General features: G+C 70.5%; 19 protein-coding genes. 10 read left to right on the top strand and 9 right to left on the bottom strand.

Annotation, left to right across the window (positions count from 1 at the left end; genetic code table 11):
• Positions 1-91 precede the first annotated feature (91 nt).
• Positions 92-1,327, bottom strand: a complete 1,236-nt coding sequence (locus ACZ7L6_RS19180; RefSeq protein WP_471925301.1) for a cytochrome P450 — start codon at positions 1,325-1,327, stop codon at positions 92-94.
• A gap of 191 nt (positions 1,328-1,518) precedes the next feature.
• On the opposite strand from ACZ7L6_RS19180, the gene ACZ7L6_RS19175 reads away from it, so the two are divergent.
• Positions 1,519-2,688, top strand: coding sequence for a steroid 3-ketoacyl-CoA thiolase (locus ACZ7L6_RS19175; RefSeq protein WP_471925299.1), 1,170 nt, complete (start codon positions 1,519-1,521; stop codon positions 2,686-2,688).
• On the opposite strand, the gene ACZ7L6_RS19170 is transcribed toward ACZ7L6_RS19175, so the two are convergent.
• Positions 2,685-2,888, bottom strand: coding sequence for a DUF397 domain-containing protein (locus ACZ7L6_RS19170; protein ID WP_471925297.1), 204 nt, complete (start codon positions 2,886-2,888; stop codon positions 2,685-2,687). The two genes, ACZ7L6_RS19175 and ACZ7L6_RS19170, sit on opposite strands and share 4 nt — an antisense overlap.
• Entirely contained in the window at positions 2,848-3,699 is an 852-nt protein-coding gene (locus ACZ7L6_RS19165) for a helix-turn-helix domain-containing protein (protein ID WP_471925295.1), read from the bottom strand. The genes ACZ7L6_RS19170 and ACZ7L6_RS19165 overlap by 41 nt, the downstream gene beginning before the upstream one ends.
• Before the next feature lie 92 nt (positions 3,700-3,791).
• Between ACZ7L6_RS19165 and ACZ7L6_RS19160 the strand changes: the two genes are divergently transcribed.
• The gene (locus tag ACZ7L6_RS19160) at positions 3,792-4,208 is read left to right on the top strand and encodes an ATP-binding protein (protein ID WP_471925293.1); all 417 of its coding nucleotides are present in this window, start codon (positions 3,792-3,794) and stop codon (positions 4,206-4,208) included.
• A 20-nt stretch (positions 4,209-4,228) separates the two neighbouring features.
• On the opposite strand, the gene ACZ7L6_RS19155 is transcribed toward ACZ7L6_RS19160, so the two are convergent.
• The gene (locus ACZ7L6_RS19155; RefSeq protein WP_471925291.1) at positions 4,229-4,936 is read right to left on the bottom strand and encodes a hypothetical protein; all 708 of its coding nucleotides are present in this window, start codon (positions 4,934-4,936) and stop codon (positions 4,229-4,231) included.
• Positions 4,937-5,240: 304 nt separating this feature from the next.
• Here ACZ7L6_RS19155 and ACZ7L6_RS19150 point away from each other — a divergent pair, with 304 nt between their 5' ends.
• From ACZ7L6_RS19150 to ACZ7L6_RS19140, 3 genes are all read left to right on the top strand, one after another.
• Positions 5,241-6,071, top strand: a complete 831-nt coding sequence (locus ACZ7L6_RS19150) for a hypothetical protein (RefSeq protein ID WP_471925289.1) — start codon at positions 5,241-5,243, stop codon at positions 6,069-6,071.
• Positions 6,068-10,288, top strand: a complete 4,221-nt coding sequence (locus ACZ7L6_RS19145) for a caspase family protein (protein WP_471925287.1) — start codon at positions 6,068-6,070, stop codon at positions 10,286-10,288. Before ACZ7L6_RS19150 ends, ACZ7L6_RS19145 begins: the two co-directional genes overlap by 4 nt.
• A 101-nt stretch (positions 10,289-10,389) precedes the next feature.
• Positions 10,390-11,979 (top strand): hypothetical protein, encoded by a 1,590-nt coding sequence (locus tag ACZ7L6_RS19140; RefSeq protein ID WP_471925701.1) that lies wholly within the window; start codon positions 10,390-10,392, stop codon positions 11,977-11,979.
• Here the strand turns inward: ACZ7L6_RS19140 and ACZ7L6_RS19135 are convergent.
• Positions 11,933-13,993, bottom strand: a complete 2,061-nt coding sequence (locus tag ACZ7L6_RS19135; RefSeq protein ID WP_471925285.1) for a bifunctional glycosyltransferase 87/phosphatase PAP2 family protein — start codon at positions 13,991-13,993, stop codon at positions 11,933-11,935. The genes ACZ7L6_RS19140 and ACZ7L6_RS19135 overlap by 47 nt on opposite strands.
• A 370-nt stretch (positions 13,994-14,363) precedes the next feature.
• Between ACZ7L6_RS19135 and ACZ7L6_RS19130 the strand changes: the two genes are divergently transcribed.
• Both ACZ7L6_RS19130 and ACZ7L6_RS19125 read left to right on the top strand, forming a co-directional pair.
• Positions 14,364-15,509 carry a DUF2330 domain-containing protein gene (locus ACZ7L6_RS19130; RefSeq protein ID WP_471925283.1) on the top strand — a complete coding sequence of 382 codons (1,146 nt, stop codon included), beginning with the start codon at positions 14,364-14,366 and terminating at the stop codon, positions 15,507-15,509.
• A 51-nt stretch (positions 15,510-15,560) separates the two neighbouring features.
• Positions 15,561-16,229, top strand: coding sequence for an O-methyltransferase (locus tag ACZ7L6_RS19125; protein ID WP_471925281.1), 669 nt, complete (start codon positions 15,561-15,563; stop codon positions 16,227-16,229).
• Between the two features lie 73 nt (positions 16,230-16,302).
• Here ACZ7L6_RS19125 and ACZ7L6_RS19120 read toward each other — a convergent pair whose 3' ends face one another.
• On the bottom strand, positions 16,303-16,695 hold the full coding sequence (locus ACZ7L6_RS19120; RefSeq protein WP_398817565.1) for a hypothetical protein: 393 nt from the start codon (positions 16,693-16,695) through the stop codon (positions 16,303-16,305).
• 98 nt (positions 16,696-16,793) lie between these two features.
• On the opposite strand from ACZ7L6_RS19120, the gene ACZ7L6_RS19115 reads away from it, so the two are divergent.
• Positions 16,794-17,243, top strand: a complete 450-nt coding sequence (locus tag ACZ7L6_RS19115) for a DnaJ family domain-containing protein (RefSeq protein WP_471925279.1) — start codon at positions 16,794-16,796, stop codon at positions 17,241-17,243.
• Positions 17,244-17,253: 10 nt separating this feature from the next.
• Here the strand turns inward: ACZ7L6_RS19115 and ACZ7L6_RS19110 are convergent, their stop codons facing one another.
• Together ACZ7L6_RS19110 and ACZ7L6_RS19105 are read right to left on the bottom strand one after the other, a co-directional pair.
• Positions 17,254-17,697 carry a hypothetical protein gene (locus ACZ7L6_RS19110; RefSeq protein WP_471925277.1) on the bottom strand — a complete coding sequence of 148 codons (444 nt, stop codon included), beginning with the start codon at positions 17,695-17,697 and terminating at the stop codon, positions 17,254-17,256.
• 5 nt (positions 17,698-17,702) lie between these two features.
• Positions 17,703-18,398, bottom strand: a complete 696-nt coding sequence (locus ACZ7L6_RS19105; RefSeq protein ID WP_471925275.1) for a hypothetical protein — start codon at positions 18,396-18,398, stop codon at positions 17,703-17,705.
• A 223-nt stretch (positions 18,399-18,621) separates the two neighbouring features.
• Between ACZ7L6_RS19105 and ACZ7L6_RS19100 the strand changes: the two genes are divergently transcribed.
• On the top strand, positions 18,622-19,116 hold the full coding sequence (locus ACZ7L6_RS19100) for a GNAT family N-acetyltransferase (RefSeq protein ID WP_471925273.1): 495 nt from the start codon (positions 18,622-18,624) through the stop codon (positions 19,114-19,116).
• Between the two features lie 63 nt (positions 19,117-19,179).
• Here ACZ7L6_RS19100 and ACZ7L6_RS19095 read toward each other — a convergent pair whose 3' ends face one another.
• The gene (locus tag ACZ7L6_RS19095) at positions 19,180-21,243 is read right to left on the bottom strand and encodes an MDR family MFS transporter (protein WP_471925271.1); all 2,064 of its coding nucleotides are present in this window, start codon (positions 21,241-21,243) and stop codon (positions 19,180-19,182) included.
• Between the two features lie 301 nt (positions 21,244-21,544).
• Between ACZ7L6_RS19095 and ACZ7L6_RS19090 the strand changes: the two genes are divergently transcribed.
• Positions 21,545-22,471, top strand: a complete 927-nt coding sequence (locus ACZ7L6_RS19090) for a peptidoglycan-binding domain-containing protein (protein WP_471925269.1) — start codon at positions 21,545-21,547, stop codon at positions 22,469-22,471.
• Positions 22,472-22,632: the final 161 nt, after the last annotated feature.

Here is a 22,632-nt window from a genome sequence, read left to right as displayed (position 1 = left end):
CCCCCGCGCACCCCGAGGCGGCGAAGCCGCCTCGGGGGAGGCAGGAACGGGGCGTAGGGACAGGGGGTGCTCCTGCCTCCCTCGGGACGGGTCAGCCGGTGCTGACCTGGAGTTCCTTCACGCCGTTGATCCACGCCGAGCGCAGGCGGCGCGGATCGCCGACCAGGTGCAGGTCGGGCATGGCGTCGGCCACGGCGTTGAAGATGAGGTCTATTTCGAGGACGGCCAGGGACTTGCCGAGGCAGTAGTGGGGACCGCCTCCGCCGAAGCCAAGGTGGGGGTTGGGGTCGCGGGTGATGTCGAAGGTGTCGGGGTCGGTGAAGACCTCCGGGTCGTGGTTCGCGGAGGCGTAGAAGATGCCTACCCGGTCCCCCTTCCTGATCTGCTTGCCGCCCAGTTCCGTGTCCTGCGTCGCCGTGCGCTGGAAGGAGACCACCGGGGTCGCCCAGCGGACGATCTCCTCCGCCGCCGTAGCGGGGCGCTCCCTCTTGTACAGCTCCCACTGCTCGGCGTGGGTGAGGAAGGCGTGCATGCCGTGGGTGATGGCGTTGCGGGTGGTCTCGTTGCCCGCGACGGCCAGCATCAGCACGAAGAACCCGAACTCGTCGGAGCGGAGATTGCCTTCGTCCTCCGCCGCCACCAGCGTCGTGACGATGTCCTTCGCCGGGCACTCCTTGCGGTCGGCGGCCATGTTCATGGCGTACGCGATGAGTTCGGTGGCCGACTCCTGCCCGACCTCCTCGGTGATGGCGTACTCGGGATCGTCGTACGCGATCATCTTGTTGGACCAGTCGAAGATCTTGGCCCGGTCGTCCTGCGGGATGCCGATGAGCTCGGCGATGGCCTGGAGGGGCAGTTCGCAGGCGACCTCGGTGACGAAGTCGAAGGGGCCGGAGCGGTCCCGGGCGTTCGCGGCGATCGCCAGCGCCCGTGTCCGCAGGCGTTCCTCCAGGGCACGGATGGCACGCGGGGTGAAGACGCGCTGCACGATCTGACGGACCCGGGTGTGCTCGGGCGGGTCCATGTTCAGCAGGATCAGCCGCTGCGCGTCGATGGCGTCGCGCTCGATGTGCTCGTTGAAGCGGATGATCGCGGTGTTGAGGGAGGACGAGAACAACTCCGGGTGCGTCGACACGTACTTGACATCCGCGTGCCGGGTCACCGCCCAGTAGCCCTCGTCCTGGAACCCGGCCACGTTGCCCGACTGCGGGATCCAGCGGACCGGTTCGGCGCGGCGCAGCTCGGCGAACTCCGGGAGGGGTACGCGGTGGTGCAGCACATCGGGGTCGGTGAAGTCGAACCCGTCGGGAAGCGCGGGACAGGGCATGAGCAGCTCCTGACGGTCCATCAGCTAGGAGGGATCACCGCGACGGTAGTAACGGGTTCTACAACTGGCAATAGCCATGGGCCCTCCAATTGCCCGCACAACCCTTGCGGTCAGCCAGCCTTCATCAGCAAACTGCACACAGAACTAGAACACGTACTAGTTCCGCAGAGCCTCGGAGAGGATCCGCACCCATGGCTGCCGAACCCGTGATCGTCGAAGCCGTCCGCACCCCCATCGGCAAGCGCGGCGGCGCGCTCGCCAACCTCCACCCCGCCTATCTCCTGGGCGAGACCTACCGCGAACTCCTGGGCCGCACCGGCATCCCCGCGGACTGCGTCGAGCAGATCGTCGGCGGCACGGTGACCCACGCCGGCGAGCAGTCCATGAATCCTGCGCGCACCGCCTGGCTGACCATGGGCCTGCCGTACGAGACGGCGGCGACGACGGTCGACTGCCAGTGCGGGTCCTCGCAGCAGGCCTCGCACATGACGGCCAACATGATCGCGGCGGGCGTCATCGACGTCGGGATCAGCTGCGGCGTCGAGGCGATGTCCCGCGTGCCGCTGGGGTCGGGGTCCAAGCACGGGCCCGGGAAGCCGTTCCCGGACGAATGGAACGTCGATCTGCCCAATCAGTTCGAGGCGGCGGAGCGGATCGCCCGCCATCGAGGGCTGACCCGGGAGAACGTCGACTCGCTCGGGCTGATGTCACAGGCACGGGCCGCGGCCGCCTGGGCGGAGGAGCGGTTCAAGAGGGAGACGTTCGCGGTCCAGGTCCCGACGACCGAGGACGAGCAGCGCGCCGGGCAGGGCATGTGGCGGCTCGTCGACAAGGACGAGGGACTGCGCGACACGTCGTCGGAGGCGCTGGCCCGCCTCAAGCCCATCATGCCCACCGCTGTCCATACGGCGGGCAACTCGTCGCAGATCAGCGACGGCGCGGCGGCGATCATGTGGGCGTCGAAACGGATGGCGCGTGCGCTGAAGCTGCGGCCGAGGGCACGGATCGTGGCGCAGGCGCTGGTGGGGGCCGACCCGCACTTCCACCTCGACGGTCCGATCGACGCGACGAAGGCGGTGCTGGGGAAGGCCGGGATGTCCCTGAAGGACATCGACCTCGTCGAGATCAACGAGGCTTTCGCGTCCGTCGTGTTGAGCTGGGCGCAGGTCTTCGAGCAGGACCTGGAGAAGGTCAACGTCAACGGCGGTGCGATCGCGCTCGGGCACCCGGTGGGGGCCACCGGGGCCCGGCTGATCACGACCGCGCTTCATGAACTGGAGCGGGCGGACAAGGAGTTCGCGCTGGTGACGATGTGCGCGGGGGGTGGCTTGGCCACCGGGACGATCATTCAGCGGCTCTAGGAGACAGCCGACGTCCAGGTGACGAAGGTGGAGAACGCGGCGGGGCCGAGGGTGAGGATCGGGCCCGCCGGGTTCTTGGAGTCGCGGATGGCGATGGTGGTGTGGGGGGTTTCGGCGATCTCGACGCACTGGCCGCCTTCATCGCCGCTGTAGCTGGACTTACGCCACTGGATCCCCGTCAGAATCTCGGTGCTCTCCATAACGCTCCTCCATTACGCGCCGGATCAGCTCCGCCGAGTCCTTGATGGAGAGTGCGGCGGCTTGCAGATGATCGTAACGGAGCGAGCACATCTTGACGGTCTCCGGGTTAGCGGTCGGATGCCCGCTGCCGCCGTAGCCCTCCGTGTAAACAATGGTCGGATCGCTCGCAAAGCGGTAGACGTCGAACGAGCCTTGCAGCCCCGCGTGCGCCCCGGCCGAGAACGGCAGCACCTGGATGTTGACCCGGGGGTTGTTCTCGAACGACAACAGGTGGGCGAGTTGCTCCCGCATGGTCTCCCGGCCGCCGATCTCCTGGTACAGCGCTGCCTCGCTGAGGATCGCCCAGAAGACCGGCGGGTCCTGCTTCTCAAAGATGCGCTGACGGGCCAGCCGTACTTCGCTGCGGTCGTCGAGGTTGGTGTCGTCCAGCACACCGAGAACAGCACGCGCGTATGCCCTGGTCTGAAGTAGACCGAGAACCATATGGTCCTGGAAGGAGCCGATCTCGACCGCCCGCGCCTCCAACTCCGCCACCTGCTGAAACCAGGCCGGAAGTTGACTACGCATCACCAGCTCATGCAGCCGGGACAGTAACCCACCCGTCCCCAACGCCACATCCGCCCGCTCGCTGAACTGCAGCGTCGGCAGCTTCCGGGCCGTCTCGATCTGGCCGACGAGCGAACCGGTGCAGTAGACGATGGCCCCGAGCTGCTTCTGGGTCAGGCCGGCGGTCTCGCGGTACCGGCGCAACTCGAAGCCGTAGTAGTCCAGTGGCGAGGCGCCCGGGTCGAGGGTGTTGATGTGGGTCACGCAGAGCCCCCTCTCACGCAACTCGGCCCACTCCGGGACCGGTTGTATCTGTTCCGTAGCCCAGAGTAGTTGCGCCAGGTCACCCTCATACCGTGAACGGATACATTCCCCCGGCCGCCCAGGTCCCCTTCCGTGCCCAGTACCGGCTGGGCCTCACCGCCGGCGCACACTCGGCCCGGCACATCCGCACCATCGCGCGCTCGCTGCTCGGCGAGTGGGGCATGACCGACCTGTCGCATGCCGTGGAGCTGGGCGTGACGGAACTGGTCGCCAACGTCGTACGGCATGTTCCCGACCGGCGGTGTGAGGTGCTGGTGCTGCGGCAGACAGGCGGGGTGCGGGTCGAGGTGACGGACGGCTTTGCTCAACCTCTCGTCTCGCCGGCGGAGTTGGCGCCGGATGCCGAGAACGGCCGAGGACTCGTCCTGCTGGACGCGGTCGCCGACAAGTGGGGCGTGGACCGCGTGACCGGGGGCGGCAAGACCGTGTGGTTCGAGTGCCGGACATGACCGGCCGCGTCCCTCCTCAGCTACGGGGAGCCGAGGTCGGTGGGCATCGCGGTCAGTCCCGGGGCCACGGCCTCGGCGTCTTCCTCCTGGGCGGGGTATGAGCGGTAGGTCGCGTCGCCGCCGGGGAGAGTGGTGGTCTCGGCTCCTCGCGGGCCGTCCCAGTCCAGGTGCAGCCGCCAGCGGCAGTCGGTGTGCGCCGTGTCGATCTTCAGGCGGATGCGCACGGTGTCCCGTCGGTGGACCGTGTACGAGAACGTACCGGGCGACAGGCGGGGCCGGGCGTCGTCGAGGTCCACGGCGTAGTGATGTTCGGGCAGGTCACCACAGCCGCCGGGGACGAAGAAGGAGGGTACCGAGTCGGTCTCGGAGCGTTCCACGACCTCGATACGGATGCGCTTGAGCACCACGTCGTCGCTCAGGGAACTGCGTACGACCAGGTCGAGTTCCTCGACACGGAGGTCGGCTCCGAGCCGCAGCAGGTCCCTTCGGAACCCCTCCCAGTCCTCTGTCACGACCAGTTCGTCACCGCCGGTCAGTTCGTCGACCTTGCGTTGCATCTCGGGCGCGGACACACCCGCGGGCAGCGCGAAGAACGGGGGACAGGCCAGCGGGTCGGCGCGGACGGCGAACGGTTCGGGCGGCGGCTCATCGTCGCCCAGCACCGAACCCAGCCCTTGGTCGAGCCAGGTGACGGCCTGTGTTGCCAGCGCGGCTCCCAGAGCCGTCACGAAGGCTCCGACCAGGATCCGTCGCCGCGAGCGCCACACGCGTTGTCTCGCGCTCCTGACTCGCCGGCTCCGATCGGCGGGGTCCGGCCGCGCGGGGGAAACCCCGCCGCCGTCGCCGTCGTCTCCGTCGTTTCCGCGAGCTTCGGGGTCCTCATCCATGGTCACGAGATCAGCTTTGGCACAAGGTTCTCGCTCTCGCCCCGCTTTCCCACTGGATCGTCTGAGAAGCCGCCGGTCCGATCGGCTCGATTGCCTCTAAAGTGGGGAGACTTGCGAGGCTCGGGGGAACGGGGCGGACGAGGCGATGGCGCGAATCGTCGGTGTGCACGGGGTGGGCAAGCAGCGGCTGGGTGGCAACACCCTGCTGAAGGACTGGGAGCCAGCACTCGCGGACGGCTTGGAGCGGGCGGGTGAGCGGCTCGCCCCGGGCGACTTCCACATGGCTTTCTACGGCGACCTGTTCCGACCGCCGGGCCACACCCTGGCCGTCGGTGACCCGATGTTCACGGCCGATGACGTCGAGGAGGGCTTCGAGGCCGAGCTGCTGCTGGAGTGGTGGACGGCCTGCGCCCGGACGGACCCGGCCGTGCCACCGCCGGGAGGGGACACGCTGGCGCGTGCACCTCGGGCAGTACAGACAGCACTGCGGGTGCTACAGCACTCACGCTTCTTCGCCGACCTCTCCCTGCGGGCGCTGGTCTTCGACCTCAAGCAGGTACGGCGCTATCTCACGGATGACGGCTTGCGGGCGGCGGCTCGCGCACGCGTGGAGGAGGCGATCGGGCCGGACACCCGGGTGGTCGTCGCCCACTCGCTGGGCTCGGTCGTGGCGTACGAGGCGCTATGCGCGCGCCCCGGCCACCAGGTGCGGGCGCTGGTGACGCTGGGCTCGCCTCTCGGGATGCGGATGGTCTTCGACCGGCTCCGGCCCGAACCGGGCGGCTGGCCCGGCACGACGGCGTGGACGAACGTCGTCGACGAGGGCGATGTGGTGGCTGCGGTGAAGGACCTGTCGCTGTTCTTCGGTACGGGAGTCGTCGGGAAGGTCGTCCACAACGGCTCCCATGCGCACGACGCCACCCTCTACCTCACGGCGCAGGAGGCGGGCGAGGCCGTGGCGGAGGGACTGGCATGAGCGGCGGTACGCCTGCCGAGGAATGCGGTGGTCCCCGACGCTTCCTGATCGCCACCGCGGTCAGCCGCTACCCGCACGCACCGGAGTGGGACCGGCCGGGCCTGGTCGAGGCGCGCCGCACGATGGTGGAGCTATTCACCACGAGGCTCGGCTACGAGCACGTCTCCGATCTGGGCGCCAACCCGACGCAGCAACAACTCCTCTGGGAATTACGGGAGTTCTGCCGCTCCCCTGACCGTCGGCCCGACGACATCGTGGCCGTGTACATCGCGGGGCACGGTGAACTGCTCGACAACGACGAGTACGTACTCCTCACGTCCGACACCAACCCCGACGACCTGTACGACGCGCTGCCGCCGAGCACATTGGCCCGGAAGATCCTCGCCGGGACGAAGGTCCGCCGGCTGCTGCTGATGCTGGACACGTGCTTCTCGGGACAGGGCGGCAATGAACTGCTCGCCTCCATGGCCAAGTTGAAGAGCAACTGGCGGGAGCGGGATGCGGGGCTCGCGGTGATCACGTCCGCGCAGCCGAATGAGCTGGCCCAGACAGGGGCGTTTCCCGACCTACTGACGGAAGCGGTCACGAGTCTGGCCACGGCGGGCTACACACCGGAGCTGCTGGCCCTGGACGCGGTGGTCAACGCCACGACACAGAACCCCAAGCGCCCCGACTTCCAGCACATCGGACTGGAGATCATCGGCCTGACCGGTGAGATCCCGCCCTTCCTCCCCAACGCCAAGCACAGCACCCGGCTCTCCCACACCGACATGGCCCTGCAACAGGCGGCCGAGTGGGACGAGCAGGACAAGCGGCGGGACGTGGAGTTCCGGACGCGGCTGCTGCGGCGAGCGATGGGGCACCGGGACGAGCACCGGGTGGGGTGGTGGTTCTCGGGGCGTCATCAGGCCCTGGGGGACATCACCGGGTGGCTTCGCGAACTGCATGACGAGCGGCCCGCCTTGGTGGTCACCGGCGGTCCCGGGTCCGGCAAGACGGCGGTGCTCGGCCTGCTGGCGGCAGTGAGCGACCCGGAGTACCGGCGGACCGTGCCGTTGTCGAGTCTGGGGCTGAGCGCGGAGCTGCTGCCGCCGCCCAAGACCGTCCGTACGGCGGTCTACGCCCAGAACCTCACCGACCAGCAGGTGTTGCGGGCGCTGGCGGCGGCGCTGCGGCTGCCGCAGGTGGAGACGGTGGCGGACCTGCTGAACCACCTGGACGCCGGCCCGGAGCCGGAGCGTCCCCGGGTGGTGCTGATCGACGGCCTGGACGAGTCGGCCACGCCCAACGCGCTGTGCAGCCAGGTGTTGCGACCGCTCATGGAACTGGCCGGGGCGCGCTTGAGGTTGCTGCTGGGCACGCGGCCCCATCTCCTCGCTCCGCTGGGCCTGGCGCGGGAGAACCACATCGACCTCGACTCGCCCCGGTACGCCGATCCACAGGCGGTACTGGCTTACACGGTCCGCAACTTGATCGACGCGCACCCTGAGTCGCCGTATCTGGACTGCGAGAACCGTCTGCGGCTGGGGGTGGCGGAGGCCGTCGCCACGGCAGCCGGGCCGTCCTTCCTCGTCGCGCGCATCACCGCCGGCACCCTCGCCGCGGCACGCGCGCTACCCGATCCCGGGGATCCCGGCTGGCGCAGATCACTGCCGAGCGCGGCCGCCGACGCCATGCACCGCGACCTGCACCTGCGCTTCGGCGAGGGCGCCGAGCGGATCCTCGACCTGCTGCGGCCGCTCGCGTACGCCGAGGGACAGGGGCTGCCGTGGGAGGACATCTGGGCGCCGCTGGCCTCGGAGTTGTCGGGGCGCCGGTACACCAACGAGGACCTGCACCAGCTGCGGCGGGATGCGGGGGCGTATGTGGTGGAGGCCGTCGAGGACGGCCGGTCGGTGTACCGGCTGTATCACGAGGCGATGGCGGAGTATCTGCGACTGGGACGGGAGGCCGGCCAGGCTCATCGGGCGTTCACGACGGCCCTGCGGCGTACTGTGCCGTATCGGCTCGATGGCTCGCGCGACTGGGCGCGCGCCCATCCCTACGCACTCCGTCACATCGCCGTCCACGCCTCCCAGGCTGGTCTGCTCGACGAGTTGGTTGCCGAACCCGAGTACCTCGTCCACGCCGACGCCGACACCCTCGTACCCCTCCTGCTGGCGGTGAAGAGCGACACCGCCCGCTTCCAGACGGCCGTCTACCGCGCGTCCCTCGACGTCCATCGCCGTCTCGACCCGGCCGGCCGTCGGCTGGTCCTCGCGCTGGACGCCGCCCGTTACAACGATCAGCCCCTTGTCGACGCCTTCAACAGCGGTGTTTCCAAGGGCGTTTGGAAGCCTCTGGCCGCATCCGGTTCGCTGATGGCGGGCAACATCCGCAACGCCTTCTCGATCAACGAGACGATCTGGAGCATGGCGTGTACAGAACTGGACGGTCGCGCGGTCGCTGTCACCGGCTCGGAGGACGGCACACTTCAGGTCTGGGACCTCAACACCGGCCTGCCCGTTGGTCCGCCTCTGGGCGGGCACACAGGCAGGGTCAGTTCGCTGGCGTGCACGACGCTGGACGGCCGCCCGGTCGTCGTCTCCGGATCGGACGACAGGAGAGTACGGGTCTGGGATCTGACCACAGGTCGACTCCTCGGGCAGCCCATGACCGGCCATACCAAGGAGGTGGAACATCTGGCCTGCACGACAGTGGAGGGGCGTCCGGTCGCCGTCACCGCCTCGGATGACGAGACAGTGCGCCTCTGGGATCTGGCCACCGCTTCGCCTGTGGGTGCGCCGATGCAGATCAACGGCCACGCGACCGCTCTGGCGGTTGGCGAAGTACGTGGCCGTCCGATCGCCATCACCGGTTCTACGGGCTCACAGATACAGGTATGGGATCTGGTGACATGCCGCGAGCTGGGCCAACTGGAAGGCGCGGACGAGTTCTGGATTCTGGCCATGGCGTGCACAGTGCTGGGTGGCCGCCACGTCGCCGTCGGCTGCTCATACCAGGGCAAAATACACATCTGGGACATGGAGACCCGGCGGAGCCTGGCGATGTTCGAGGGGCACGGCGAGTGGGTGGACGCGTTGGCATGCACCCAGTTGTCCGGCCGTGCGATCGCCATCTCCAGCGGAGATGACAACACCGTACGGATCTGGGATCTGAAGGCACGTCGACGGATCGGGGGTCTCCAAGGCCACACACGAGCCCCCACGTCGATGACCTGCACGTCACTGGCCGGCCAACCCGTGGCGGTAGGCGGTGCGTACGGCACGGTCAGGGTCTGGGACCTGTCCGTCGACACTGCCTTCGGCAGGCCGGTGACAGGCCACACACAGCATATCCGCGCGATAGACCGTGCTGTGGTGAACGGACTGCCGGTCCTCGTCACCGGCTCGGAGGACTCCACCCTGCGGATGTGGGACGCGGTCACCGGTCTGCCCATGGGCGAGCCGCTGAGGGGTCATACGAGCGAGGTATGGAGTGTGGCATGCACGGTACTAAGAGGTCGTCCGGTCGCCATCAGCACCTCGCTGGACGGCACCGTGCGGGTATGGGACCTTCAAACGCGGCAGAGCACGCTGCTGCCGCTCACCGTTCCCGGCAGGCCGGTGGACGGCATGACATGCGCGATTCTGAACGGCCGCCCCGTCGCGTTGGGCTTCCCGCTGGACGGCAGGGCGGTGTGGGCGAGCGCGTGGGACCTCGAGTCCGGTGTTGCCCTCCATCCCCTCCGCCAATTGGAAGCGCGAGAGTCGTCTGCGGTTACCGTCCTGGACGGACGCCCGGTTGCCGTCGTCTCGAACGAGCAGACGGTCCAAATCCTGAATCTGGCCGCCAGCCGGTTCCGCCGGACCATCGCGGAGATTCCCGGTATGGCGACGGCCATGGCCTGCGGCGACATGGGTGACCGCCCCGTGTTGGTGACCGGCACCGAGGACAACACGGTAAGAGTCTGGGATCTGAGGACAGGTCACCCCATCGGGCAACCGATGACCGGTCACAGCAAGCCGGTCTACTGGGCTAGCTGCGCGGTCCTCGACGGACGCGCGGTCGCCCTCACCGGCTCCGCCGATGACACAGTCCGCATCTGGGACCTGGAGAGCCGCGCGCCCGTCGGCATGGTCCACGCACCGGGAGCCTCCCGATCCCTGCTCCTCCCCGAAATCGGCCGCCTGGCCGTGGCCTTCGGCAGCGACATAGCCCTGTTCACCCGCGAGTGAACGTCCCGGCCCGGTTCCACGTCTTCGAACACGTGGTCACAGCCGAGCAACTCACCCGTAGCAGGCCCACGCAGCCGGCCTCCCCTGCCCACAAGCAGCTCCTGCGCACCCTCTGGAGCCGTCACCGGATCCCGCTGCTGGCCACCCTCCCGGCCGTCCCCCTCTACGCGATCTGGTGGGCCTTCCTGGCCACCGGCGGCGGCGACCTCGCAGCCCAGTACGCCTGGGCCGGTTTCACGGCCCGGCACGGCGACTCGGCCTACAACCTCTTCTGGTACGGCGGCACCCACACCGCCAACTACAGCCTGATATCGCCGTACTTGATGGCCGCCGTCGGCGTCCGCGCCGTCACCGTCATCTCCGGCATCACCGCCACCTGGCTCGCGGCCGTCCTCATCACCCGCGTGGAAGGCCTGCGAAGACCTCTCGGCCCCGCCCTCCTCGCGTCCTTCGCCCTGTGGTGCAACGTCGCCTCGGGCCGCACCACCTTCGCGCTCGGCGTCGCCTTCGGGCTCGCCGCGTGCCTGATGCTCACCCGCGACAGACGGCTTGCCCGGGAGAGACGGATCGTCCTCGCCGCCGCCTACGCCGCCCTCGCGACCATGGCCAGCCCGGTGGCAGGGCTGTTCCTCGTCGTCGTAGGGGCCGCCTTCCTGCTCACCCGCGACTACGCCCGCGCCCTCGCCCTCCTCCTCCCACCCGCCGTCACCGTCGGCGCCACGACCCTCCTCTTCCCCTTCAAGGGCGAGCAGTTGATGTTCGCCGACCGCATATGGCCGCCGTTCTTCCTGGGCCTGGCCGTCACCGCGTTCGCGCCCCGCACCTGGCGCGTCGCCCGCTGGAGCGGTGCCGTGTACGCGGGCGGGAGCGTCCTGACGTATCTCATCCCCTCCCCCATCGGCACGAACGTCGAGCGCTTCGCCGAACTCTTCGCACCCGCGGCCCTCCTGGCCGTCCTGCTGGCCCGGCCCGGTCTCGCCAAGGTCCGCCGGAACCTGCTCATCGCCGCGCTGGTCTTCTCCGTCGGCTGGGTCGGCAAGAAGACCGGGGACGACCTGTACGTCTCCACCAGGGTGCCCGCCTGGGCCACCGAGACCCACGGAGTGGTCCGCGCCCTCGACCACCTCGGCGCCGACCGCACCCGCGTCGAGGTCGTCCCGGCCCGCAACCACCGCGAGGCCAGCGGGCTCGCCCCGCACGTCAACATGGCCCGCGGCTGGAACCGGCAGCTCGACATGGAGCGGGCCCGGCTGTTCTACGACGGGTCGTTCGACGCGGCGACCTACCGCAAGTGGCTGGATCGCTGGGCCGTCGGGTTCGTCGTGCTGCCGATGGGCAAGCCGGACGGGTACGCCAAGGAAGAAGCCCGGTTGATACGCGATCACCGGCCCGACTGGCTGGAGCCGGTGTGGCAGGACGCGCACTGGCGGGTGTACCGGGTGCGGGACGCCGTGCCGCTGGTGTCCGAGCCCGCGAGCGTCGTGTCGACGTCCAGCGCCGACGTCGTCGTCCGCATGGCCCGGGCCGGGACCGCCACGGTGCGCATAGCCCATTCGCCGTGGCTGCACGTGGACGGCGGTGGCTGCCTCGCACCCGAGGGCGAGTTCACCCGGCTCACCGTCTCCGCCCCCGGCGAGTACCGGATCAGCTCGGAGTACGGTCCTTCACCGGAGCCCGGGCGCCGCTGTTGACCGCGTCCTTCTCCGCCTGTGCCGTCACGGTCCGGGCACGCGGGCCCTGGAACAGGTACGTCATGCCGAAGCCCGCGCCCACGACCAGCGCGCCGCCGACCGCGTCCAGCACCCAGTGATTGCCGGTGGCGACGATCGAGGTGACCGTGAACAGGGGGTGCAGCAGGCCCAGGGGCTTCATCCACCATCTGGGCGCGAGGATGACGATCACGAGCCCGCACCACAGGGACCAGCCGAAGTGCAGCGACGGCATCGCCGCGTACTGGTTGGTGAGCTCGGTGAGCGTGCCGTAGTCGGGCTTGGAGAAGTCCTGCGGGCCGTGGACCGTGTCGACGATGCCGAGGCCCGGCATCAGGCGGGGCGGGGCGAGGGGGTAGAGCCAGAAGCCGATCAGGGCGAAGACCGTCGCGAAGCCGATCGCCGTGCGGGCCCAGCGGTAGTCGACGGGGCGGCGCCAGTAGAGGACGGCGAGAATCGTGAGCGGGACGCCGAAGTGGAACGACGTGTAGTAGAAGTCGAAGAAGTCCCGCAGCCAGTCGACCTTCACCACGGCGTGGTTGGCCCAGTACTCGATGTCGATGTGCAGGGCGCGCTCGATGGAGTGGATCTCCTCGCCGTTCTCCTCGGCGGTGACCCGGCCGGCCGAGTTGGAGCCTCCGGCGGCGGCGAGGCGGATCTGGGCGTACGCGTAGTACGTGACCCGGATGAGGAGGAGTTCGAAGAGCAGGTTCGGGCGGCTGATCACCCGGCGCAGGAACGACACCAGCGGGATGCGCCGGAAGCGGGACGGGGCCGGGTCGGCGTACTGGGTCGGGATCGGCGTCTGCCAGTACGGCGAGGTGCGCGACAGGAACGGGACCACCGCTGCCGTGGCGAGCGCGGCCAGGAGGACGAGGTCGGCGCGCAGGGGGTGGAAGAGCGCCTTGTCCGGCACCATCATCCTCGCCGGCAAGGTCATGACCAGCACGATCGCGATCGGCCACACATACCGGTCGGAGGCCCGCCTGCCGACCTGGCCGACCACGGCGAGCAGCACCCACAGCAGCTGGTGTTGCCAGGCGGTGGGGGACACGACGATCGCCGCGCAGCCGGTGATCGCCACGGCGAGGAGCAACTGCCCGTCGTGGGCGTAGCGCACGGCGCGGCGCAGGGCCAGGACGGCGACGGCGGCGCCGACGAGCAGGAAGAGGGCGATCTCCAGGGGGCCGGTCAGCCCGAGGCGGAGCAGGGCGCCGTGCAGGGACTGGTTGCCGAGGTCGTCGGCGCGGCCACCGAGGCCGACGCCGGCCATGTGGTGGACCCAGTAGGTGTACGAGTCGTGCGGCATCGCCACGGCGGCGAGCGCCGTGCACCCGCCGAACGCGGCCCCCGTGGCGAGCGCGGCCCGGCGGCGGCCGGTGAACCACAGCAGCGGCGTGAACAGCAGCAGCGTCGGCTGGAGCGCGGCCGCGAGGCCGATGAGCACGCCGCTGGTGCGCTCGCCGCGCACGGCGAAGCAGCCGAGCAGGACGAGCAGGACCGGCATGATGCTGGTCTGGCCGAGGTAGAGGGTGTTGCGCACCGGCAGCGACAGCATGAGCAGGCTGATCGCGACGGGCGCGGCGAGCAGCGAGGTACGCCGGCTGACCGGCTGCGGCAGGGCGCGGGCGGCGACCAGGCCGAGGGCGACGACGAGCAGCAGGGTGCCGAACGTCCAGCCCCAGCCGAGGGCCTGCTCGGCGGCGCGGGTCAGCGGTTTGAGGACGAGTCCGCCGAACGGGGTGCCGGTGAACTGCGTCGAGTCGTACAGAGAACCCTTCACATGCAGGACGCCGTCCGGGCCGACCCAGGTCTCCAGATCCGTCAGCCGCTCCCCGTCCGGGGTACTGAGGACGACGGCCACCTGCCGTACGGCGAGGATCGCGGCGATCAGCCACAGCCCGAGTCGCGCCATCCGTACGCGCACCTGGACCGCGCCGACAGCCGTGGCTCCGAGCGCCTCGGCCGGTCGCCCACCGTGCTCCGCCTTCGCCACGCCTCGTCGGCCTCCCGCCCCGCCTCGTCCCACACGGCACACGCGTCAGGAATCCTTACGAACCCTATGGGGCCCGCATCGCCCCCGGGAGAGACGCAGGCAACCCCCGATTCACCTGACGTCCGCTCTCCTTTTGTCCGGATGACGATAGTCGGGGGCCGGGCGCCTCGCCTCCGGTGGGGTCTCCGCCAATGGGGCGTAATCGATCACATCCCGGAACGCGGGCCCCGCGACCGGATCATCCGCCGTACCGTCTGAAGCCCGGGCGTCGGCACGCCGGGCGGCGGAACTCGGCACGCCGGGCGGCGGAACGAGGGGGCCGGACATCACAACCGTGGGGAGGCCTGCGGGAATGGAGGCGCTGCGCGCAATGGCGGAGTTACTGCCGACACGGGGCCGGCGTCGGCCTCGCGGCCGCGTCCTCACCCTCGCCCTGGCGTTGCTCGCCCTCCAGCTCGGCCAGTTCGTGGCGCCCGCGTGGGCGTGCGGCTGCGGGGCCATGGTGCCCGGCGACGCGCGGCGCGTGACCGTCGGGCGCGAGGAGTCCGTCGTGCGGTGGGACGGGGTGCGCGAGCAGGTCGTGATGCGGCTGACCGTCGGCGGGGACGCCGAGCGGGTCGCGTGGATCATGCCGGTGCCTGGGCGGGCGACGGTCCGGCTCGGCGACCCCGCGCTCTTCGACGAGCTGCACGACGTCACCGCGCCCGTGCACCGCGAACGCCCTCACTTCTGGCCCCAGGACGGCGACTGGCCGCTGGTGACCGGCGACGGCGCCGCCGGCCGCCCCCGTCCGCCCTGGGCCCGCGGCGGCACCGGCGTGAGCGTCGTCGGCCGGCAGCGCCTCGGCCCCTTCGACGTGGCCCGGCTGACGGCCACCGACCCCGGCGCCCTCGACGGCTGGCTGGACCGCAACGGCTTCACCCTGCCGGCCCGGCTGACCGGGGCGCTTCGGCCGTACGTCGAGAAACGCTGGCAGTACGTCGCCGTCAAGCTCGCCCCGCAGAGCGCCGGCGAGCCGCTGACCGGCATGCTGGACCCGCTGCACCTCACCTTCCGGTCGGACGAGCCGGTCTACCCGATGCGCCTGTCGCGCCTGGCCGAGACCCCGCAGTCCCTGGGCCTGTACGTCCTGGCCGCGCACCGCATGGAACCGAGCTCCCGGATCGGCGGCGAACGCGCACGGGTCACCTACGCCGGACGGGTGACCGGGACGTCCGGCCCGCTGGCCGAGCTGGCGTCCGGCACTCCGTTCCTGACCGCGATCGGCCAGGAGTTCCCGTACCCCGAACGGATCTCCGGCGACCACGTACTGCGCCGCGCACCCGCCGACGACACCTTCCAGCAGGTGATCCACGAAGACCGGCTGCGCACGGTGGCCGGCACCCCGGCGTGGCTGCTGACGGTGGCCGGCGGGCTCACCCTGGCCGTGGCGACGGCGGCCGCGTTCGCCGTACGACGCTCCCGGCGGCCGGAAATGCCGCCGCCCCCGGCGCAGCCACCTGCGCCGGTCGCCTGAATCCAGGCATCCTGGAAGCCCGGACGGGACACGCACACGAAAGGCAAGGCGATGAGCGAGTCGCAGCGGTGGGACGACGTCGACGAGTACTTCTCCGCCCAGCTCTCACCCGAGGACGACGCCCTGCAGGCCGCCCTGCGCGACAGCGAGGCGGCGGAACTGCCGATGATCAACGTCACCGCACCCCAGGGCAAGTTCCTCCAGCTCCTCGCCGAGATCCAGGGCGCCCGGAACATCCTGGAGATCGGGACGCTCGCCGGCTACAGCACCATCTGGCTGGCCCGCGCCCTGCCCGCCGACGGCCGGCTGATCTCACTGGAGTACAACCCCAAGCACGCGGAGGTCGCCACCCGGAACATCGCGCGCGCCGGGCTGGACAAGATCGTCGAGGTGCGGGTCGGCGCGGCACTGGAGTCGCTGCCCAAGCTGGCCGACGAGAACCCCGCCCCCTTCGACCTCGTCTTCATCGACGCCGACAAGGCCAACAACCCGCACTACATCGAATGGGCCCTCAGGCTGACGAGCACCGGCAGCCTGATCGTCGTGGACAACGTGGTGCGCGGCGGCCGGGTCGCCGACGCGGACAGCACCGCGCCGGACATCCGGGGCAGCCGCGCCGCCATCGAACTGATCGGCAGCCACCCGAGGTTGAACGGCACGGCGATCCAGACGGTGGGCACGAAGGGCTACGACGGCTTCGCCCTGGCCCGCGTGCTGTGAGCCCCCGGCCGCTCAGGCCCCCCAGCTCAGCCCTCCCCGGCTCAGCCCCTCCCCGGCTCAGCCCCTCCCCGGCTCACGCCTCGTGATAGAAGCCGACGTTGACGCTGCGGGGCGCGGTCCGGTCCTGGACGACGATCTCGCCGCTGCCGCCCCTGGGCAGCGGCACCGTCCCGCCGTACGCGATCGGCTGGGCGTACTCCCCCACCATCACCCGCACTTCGGAGGACGGTTCCGCCTGCGAGCCGCGCAGCCAGGTCACCTGCCACCCGCCGTCCGGACCGCACAGGAACTCCAGGTGGACGCGCGAGACGAACAGCCAGTCGTCCGGCGTCGCCAGTCGGCACACCGACTTGTCGCGGCCCACCCGCAGCACGGCGCCCGGCTCGCTGGGCGCGTCGGCCATGAGCATGCCGGCCGTGGCACCCTCGTCCGCCGCGGACACGGCGGCCATGGTGAGTTCGAGCACGTGCGCTCCTTCTGAAACGTCCTTGTACGGCGGCCGTTTTGGCCACCGAGGCCGCATGATAAATCGCCCGGCACCGCCGCGTCCGGCACAATGAACTCATGACCGAGCGAAAGCCCCCCGGTGTTCCGTTCGAGTCCTGGGCCGACAAGCAGATCCGCGACGCACAGGCGCGCGGCGACTTCGACCGGCTGCCCGGCGCGGGCAAGCCACTGCCGACCGACCTGGAATCCCCGTACGACGAACTGTGGTGGGTCAAACGCAAGATGGCCCGCGAGGGCCTGTCGGTCCTGCCGCCGGGCCTGGCCCTGCGCAAGGAGGCGGAGGACGCGCTGACGGCGGCCTACGCGGCGCCGACCGAGCGCATCGTCCGGAAGATCATCACGGACGTGAACGTCAAGATCCGTGACATGCTGCTGAAGCCGCCGCCCGGCCCGCCGCTGGGCCGCAAGCCGTACGACGTCGAAGAGGTCGTACGGCAGTGGCGGCAGCGTCGGGAGGGTCGCCGGGCGACGGACGAGGCTGATGTGCCGGATGGGTCAGATGTGTAGGAGTCGGCAGTCAGATGTGTAGCAGCCGTTCCGCCAGCTCACGGTAGTCGCGCAGCGCGAGACGCAGCTGCTCGGTGTCGGTGGACGAGCCGGGCCTGTCCTCGGCGACGTCCATGGACTGCCAGGACCCGCGCAGGGTACGGCGGCGCTGCGCCACCGCCTCGGTCAGGCGGCCGGTGAGCTCCTCCAGGACATGGTCCGCCTCCTCCACGGCGGCCCGGGGGCCGTCGACGAACCCGGAGACGGCGTGCTGCAGCTGCAGCTCGAACTTGTCGGACTCGTCGTGCGGGAAGAGCGGCGTGGCGACGTGCCCGCTCTCCGTGTCGATCCCGCCCGGCGTCGTGACACGCGACTCGGTGCCGCCGTGCTCCGTACCGCCGGTGGGCGCGACTACGGGCCCGCTCCTCGCCGGCTCCTGGGGATCCGTTCCCCTGCCGGTCGTCGCGTCCGTCATGTCACTCAACTCCCCTTCGCGTGACGCCCCGTGAACGTCCACGGCAGATGGCCGCGGTGGCCGTCGGTGCGGGCGGCCGTCCGCCCGCCGCTGTCCCGGCGGGACTCGTGGGACTCCCGGGAAGCCCCGTGGTGACGCCCGACGGGGGCCGTCAGATCCTCGAACAGGGCCCGGGCCTCGATCATGGCCTCGCGCATCTCCTCCGTCCCCGGCCCGCCGCCTTCCTGTCCGCCGCCCACGTGCGCATGGGCGACGCGGTGGACGTGCCGGTAGCCGTGCACGTGATCGGCATGGTGCACGGACAGGGCGGAGAGCTGCTCCTCGTACTGCGCGCCGTCCGGGAACCCGCGGGCCTGCGCCAGCTCGGCCAGCAGCCGGTCGGCCTCGTCGACGGCCTGCTTCGGCGAGTCGACGAAGTGCTCCTGGGCCGCCGTCCAGCGGGCCTCGAACCGCTCGAGCTCGACCGGCTCCAGCGGCCGCTCACGCAGCCCGCCGTGCCGCTCCACCCGCTGGGCGAGCTCCCTCTCGGCGGCCTTGGCGTCCCCGTCGTGCCGGGCCACGGCTCGCTCGTACTCGGGCCCGAAGCGCCGCTTCAGACCCCCGCTGCCCTGCGCACCCCGAGCGCGCAGGGCCAGGACGGCCGCGCCGAGCACGACGACGACCGCCGCGATCACGATCAGAACGATCACACTTGTGGACATGTGTGCCGGGTTGCCCGGAAGGCCCCCCTCAAACGGCCGCCGAAACGCCGGCCTGGACTCGGGGCGCGAACACCCCCTGGGCACCGGCGGCGAAGGCCTGCACCAGTGGGTGTACGGCCTGCGCAGTTGGCGCATGGAACAGGGCATCGAGGGGGGACGGGCGGCCCCGAGGCCACCCATATTCGCTTGCGGGCCCACTGATCCCCCCACCGACAATGACGGCATGACCTGGACCGTCACCCCGGAACCCCCCGACTCCCCCGTCGCAGCCGCGCTCTGGCGGGCGTACTACACGGAGGTCAGCGACCGCTACTACCTCCTGCACGAGGGGCGCCGCACCGACCCCGCCGAACTGGAACGCGAGATCGCCGCCCCCACCTGGGACGAACTCCGGCCGCCCAAGGGCACCTTGCTGCTGGCCCGGTACGCGGGCGAGCCGGCCGGCTGCGCCGGTGTGCGACTGCTGGACGCGCAAACCGCCGAGCTCAAGCGGGTGTTCGTGTACGAGGGGATGCGGGGCAGGGGCGGCGGCACGGTGCTCGTACGGGCGGCCGAGGACACGGCACGCGCGTACGGCGCCACGCGCATCGTCCTGGACACCCGCCACGACCTGGCCGAGGCCCGCGCCCTGTACACCCACCTCGGCTACGAGGAGACGGCCCCGCACAACGACGAACCGTACGCGGAGCACTGGTTCAGCAAGGCTCTGCACTGCTGAGGGCCTGCGGCCCCCGGACGCGCGCCCCCGGTCAGCGACACAGCCCGCCGCAGGCATCCCGGCTCAACCGCCGGAGGCACCCGCACCCGGCTGTTCCCGGTCCGACCCGCACAGTTCCTCGTTCAGCTCCTTCACCAGCTGAATCAGATCGGTAGGCCGATCCGGCCCCCACCAGTCCCCCAGCAACTCCGCCAACGACTCCTCCCGCACCCGGGCCAACCGCCCGGCAACCTCCCGCCCCTCCGCGGTCAGCACGAGGTCGAGCCCCTCGCGTACGGCCAACCCCCGCCCCTCGACCTGCCGGGCGGCGTCGAGGATGACGGGCAGCGGCACAGCGGTGCGCTCGGTGAGCAGTGCCGGCTCCACCCAGCCGTACCTCTTGATCCGCAGCAGCAGCCAACTCGCCGCCGGCAGCAGGTCGTACCCGGCCCGCTCGGTGATCGTCCGGTACACCTCCCGCCGCCCCTCCCGAGTCCCGAGCACCGACAGCGCCCGGCACACCTCGTCGTACGACGACCGCTCGACCGGATTGCTGGCCAGCGTCTCGGTGACATCGGGTGCGCGCACCGACCCCCGCAGCCTGTCCTCCCGCAGGAACCAGGCCAGCACGAACCCGAGCAGCGCGACAGGAGCGGCGTACAGGAACACGTCGGTGATGGCGGACGCGTACGCCTGAAGCGCCGCCGGCCGCAACGCCCCCGGCAGTTCGGCGATGCCCCGCGGATCCGCCTCCAGCCCGTCCAGCGAGACCCCGGGCGGCAGTTGCACCCCCCGGAACGCGTCCACGAGCTTGTCGTCGAGCCGCCCCGCGAAGACCGTGCCGAAGACGGCGACCCCGAACGAGGCCCCGATGGACCGGAAGAAGGTCGCCCCGGAGGTGGCGACGCCGAGATCCTCGTACGAGACGGCGTTCTGCACGATCAGCACGAGCACCTGCATGACCAGCCCGAGCCCCAGCCCGAACACGAAGAAGAACACGCTCATCTCCCACGTGGAGCTGTCCATGTCCAGCTGGTGGAGCAGCAGCAGGCCCAGGGTGGTGACCGCGGTCCCGGTGATCGGGAACACCTTCCAGCGCCCGGTACGGCTGACGATCTGCCCGGACCCGGTGGACGACAGCAGCATGCCGAGCACCATCGGCAGCATGTGCACACCGGACATGGTGGGGCTGACGCCCTGCACGACCTGGAGGAACGTCGGCAGATAGGTCATCGCGCCGAACATGGCGAACCCGACGACGAAGCTGATGATCGCGGACAGCGTGAACGTCCGCACCCGGAACAGCTTGAGCGGCAGCACGGGTTCGGCAGCCCGCCGCTCCACGGCGACGAACGCGACGGCCAGCACCACCCCGAGCACGGCCAGCCCGACGATCTGCCACGACCCCCAGCCCCACGTGGTCCCGCCGAGGGACGCGACCAGCACCAGACAGGTGGCGACGGACGCGATGAGGAACGTCCCGAGGTAGTCGATGACATGCCGCGTCGACTTGCGCGGAATCCGCAGGACGGCGGCGATGACGGCGAGCGCGACGACCCCGACGGGAAGGTTGACGTAGAACACCCACCGCCAGCTCAGATGCTCCGTGAACACCCCGCCGAACAGCGGCCCCAGCACACTGCTCGCCCCGAACACGGCACCGAACAGCCCTTGGTACCGCCCCCGTTCACGAGGCGGGACGATGTCGCCGACGATCGCCATGGACAGCACCATGAGCCCGCCGCCGCCGAGCCCCTGAATCGCCCGGAAGGCGATGAGCTGCGCCATGTCCTGCGCCATGCCGCACAGCGCGGAGCCGACGAGAAAGATGACGATCGCGATCTGGAAGAGCCGTTTGCGCCCGTACTGGTCACCGAGCTTGCCCCACAGGGGAGTCGCGGCGGTCGACGCCAGCAGGTACGCGGTCACGACCCACGACAGATGCTCCAGGCCGCCGAGGTCGCTGACGATGGTCGGCAGCGCGGTCGAGACGATGGTCTGGTCGAGGGCGGCGAGCAGCATGCCGAGCAGCAGCGCGCCGATGGAGACGAGGACGTTGCCGGGCACGTTCTCGTGCGCCTCGACTCCCCTCTTCGGGGGCTGCGCGTCACGCACATTTCCCGTCATACCGTGCGCATCGCCGCCCATGAAGACCTCCCGAGGCAGTCGTTACACCTCCCTGCACCTCCCATCGTGATCGCTTCGCTCGGTTATGGCCTGTTGAGTCCCTTTGGAATCGGTTATTCCGGGGGCTTGCGGAGACCACGTGAGGAACGTCTGCGTAATGTGGGGAGTTCGCGAGGGGAGGGACGAACACGTGAGCGAGCCGAGGGGAACAGAGGGAGCGATGGGTCCGGACGACCCGGGGCACCCGCATGGCCGCCAGTGCCCGGAGTGCGGGGCACCGAGAGCGGTCGACAACACCCCGTCGTGCGGCTGCGGCGCACGCGTGTCCGAGGCTCTGAGAGATGCCCGTACGGCGGAGGCGGCCGCGGCGGAGGACTTCGATCCGTTGCGGATACGGCCATACGTGGAGCTGGAGGGCGAGGGCGAGGGCGGCGCGGACGAAACGATGCCGCTGCGAGCGGTGCCGCCGACGGCCCCACCCACCGCACCGTCCGTCACCGGACCGACGGCCTCGCCACTCCCCACCCCCCTGTCGCCCCCACCGACGACACCGAACGCAGAGGACCTGAGCCTCTTCGAACCGGGTACGGCTCGCCACGTCCTCCACGACGAGGGCGACAGCGACGACGCACCGCGCGGGGCGGGCCGGCACCGCCGTACGGTCCTGCTCGGTGCGGGCGGGGCGCTCGTGGCCGTACTGGCGGCGGCGGGTCTGGCCAGTGGCCTGTTCGCTTACGAGACGCCGTCGCGGGAGACGGCACTTCCGAACGACGTACGGCCGAGTGTTCCGGCACCGTCGACCAGCGAGGCCTCGCGGGAGCCGTCACCGACCGGGGCACCGACGCGATCGGCTCCGCCGCCCGCCGCGCCCGCGTCCCCCACGGAGAGCTCGTCGCCGTCAGCGTCCCCGTCGAGGTCGAGCGCGTCCCCCACTCCGTCGCGCTCGACGGAGCCGCCGACGCCTCCCTCTTCCCCCGAGGCCACGGCCTCCCAGGACGCATCCGCCGCGGAGCTCGCACCCGCACCCCAGACCCTCCGCCGCGGCGACCGCGGCCCCGAGGTCACCGAACTCGAACTCCGCCTGACCCAGCTCGGCCTCTACACACGGCAGGCCAAGGGCAACTACAACGAGGGCGTCGAGGACGCGGTCAGCCGGTATCAGTGGGCGCGGGGGGTTCAGCCGGAGGAGTACGGGGTGTACGACCTGGCGACGAGGGAGAAGCTGGAGTCGGAAACGACCGAGCCGTGACGCTGCGCTGACTGGGGCCGGGCTGCGAGGCGGCGGCGTTGTTCGTCCAATAGCTCGGGGCTTCGGGTTCGAGGGCGGCTGCGGGTGGTCGGTGGCTGATCGCGCAGTTCCCCGCACCCCTGGGTCGGCACCGGCACCGTCGGCTGGGCCGGGCTGCGAGG

It is taken from the genome of Streptomyces sp. NPDC107522, from assembly GCF_055657525.1.
Note: the sequence above shows the minus strand (reverse complement) of the source record. Positions and strands in the feature narration are given on the sequence as shown.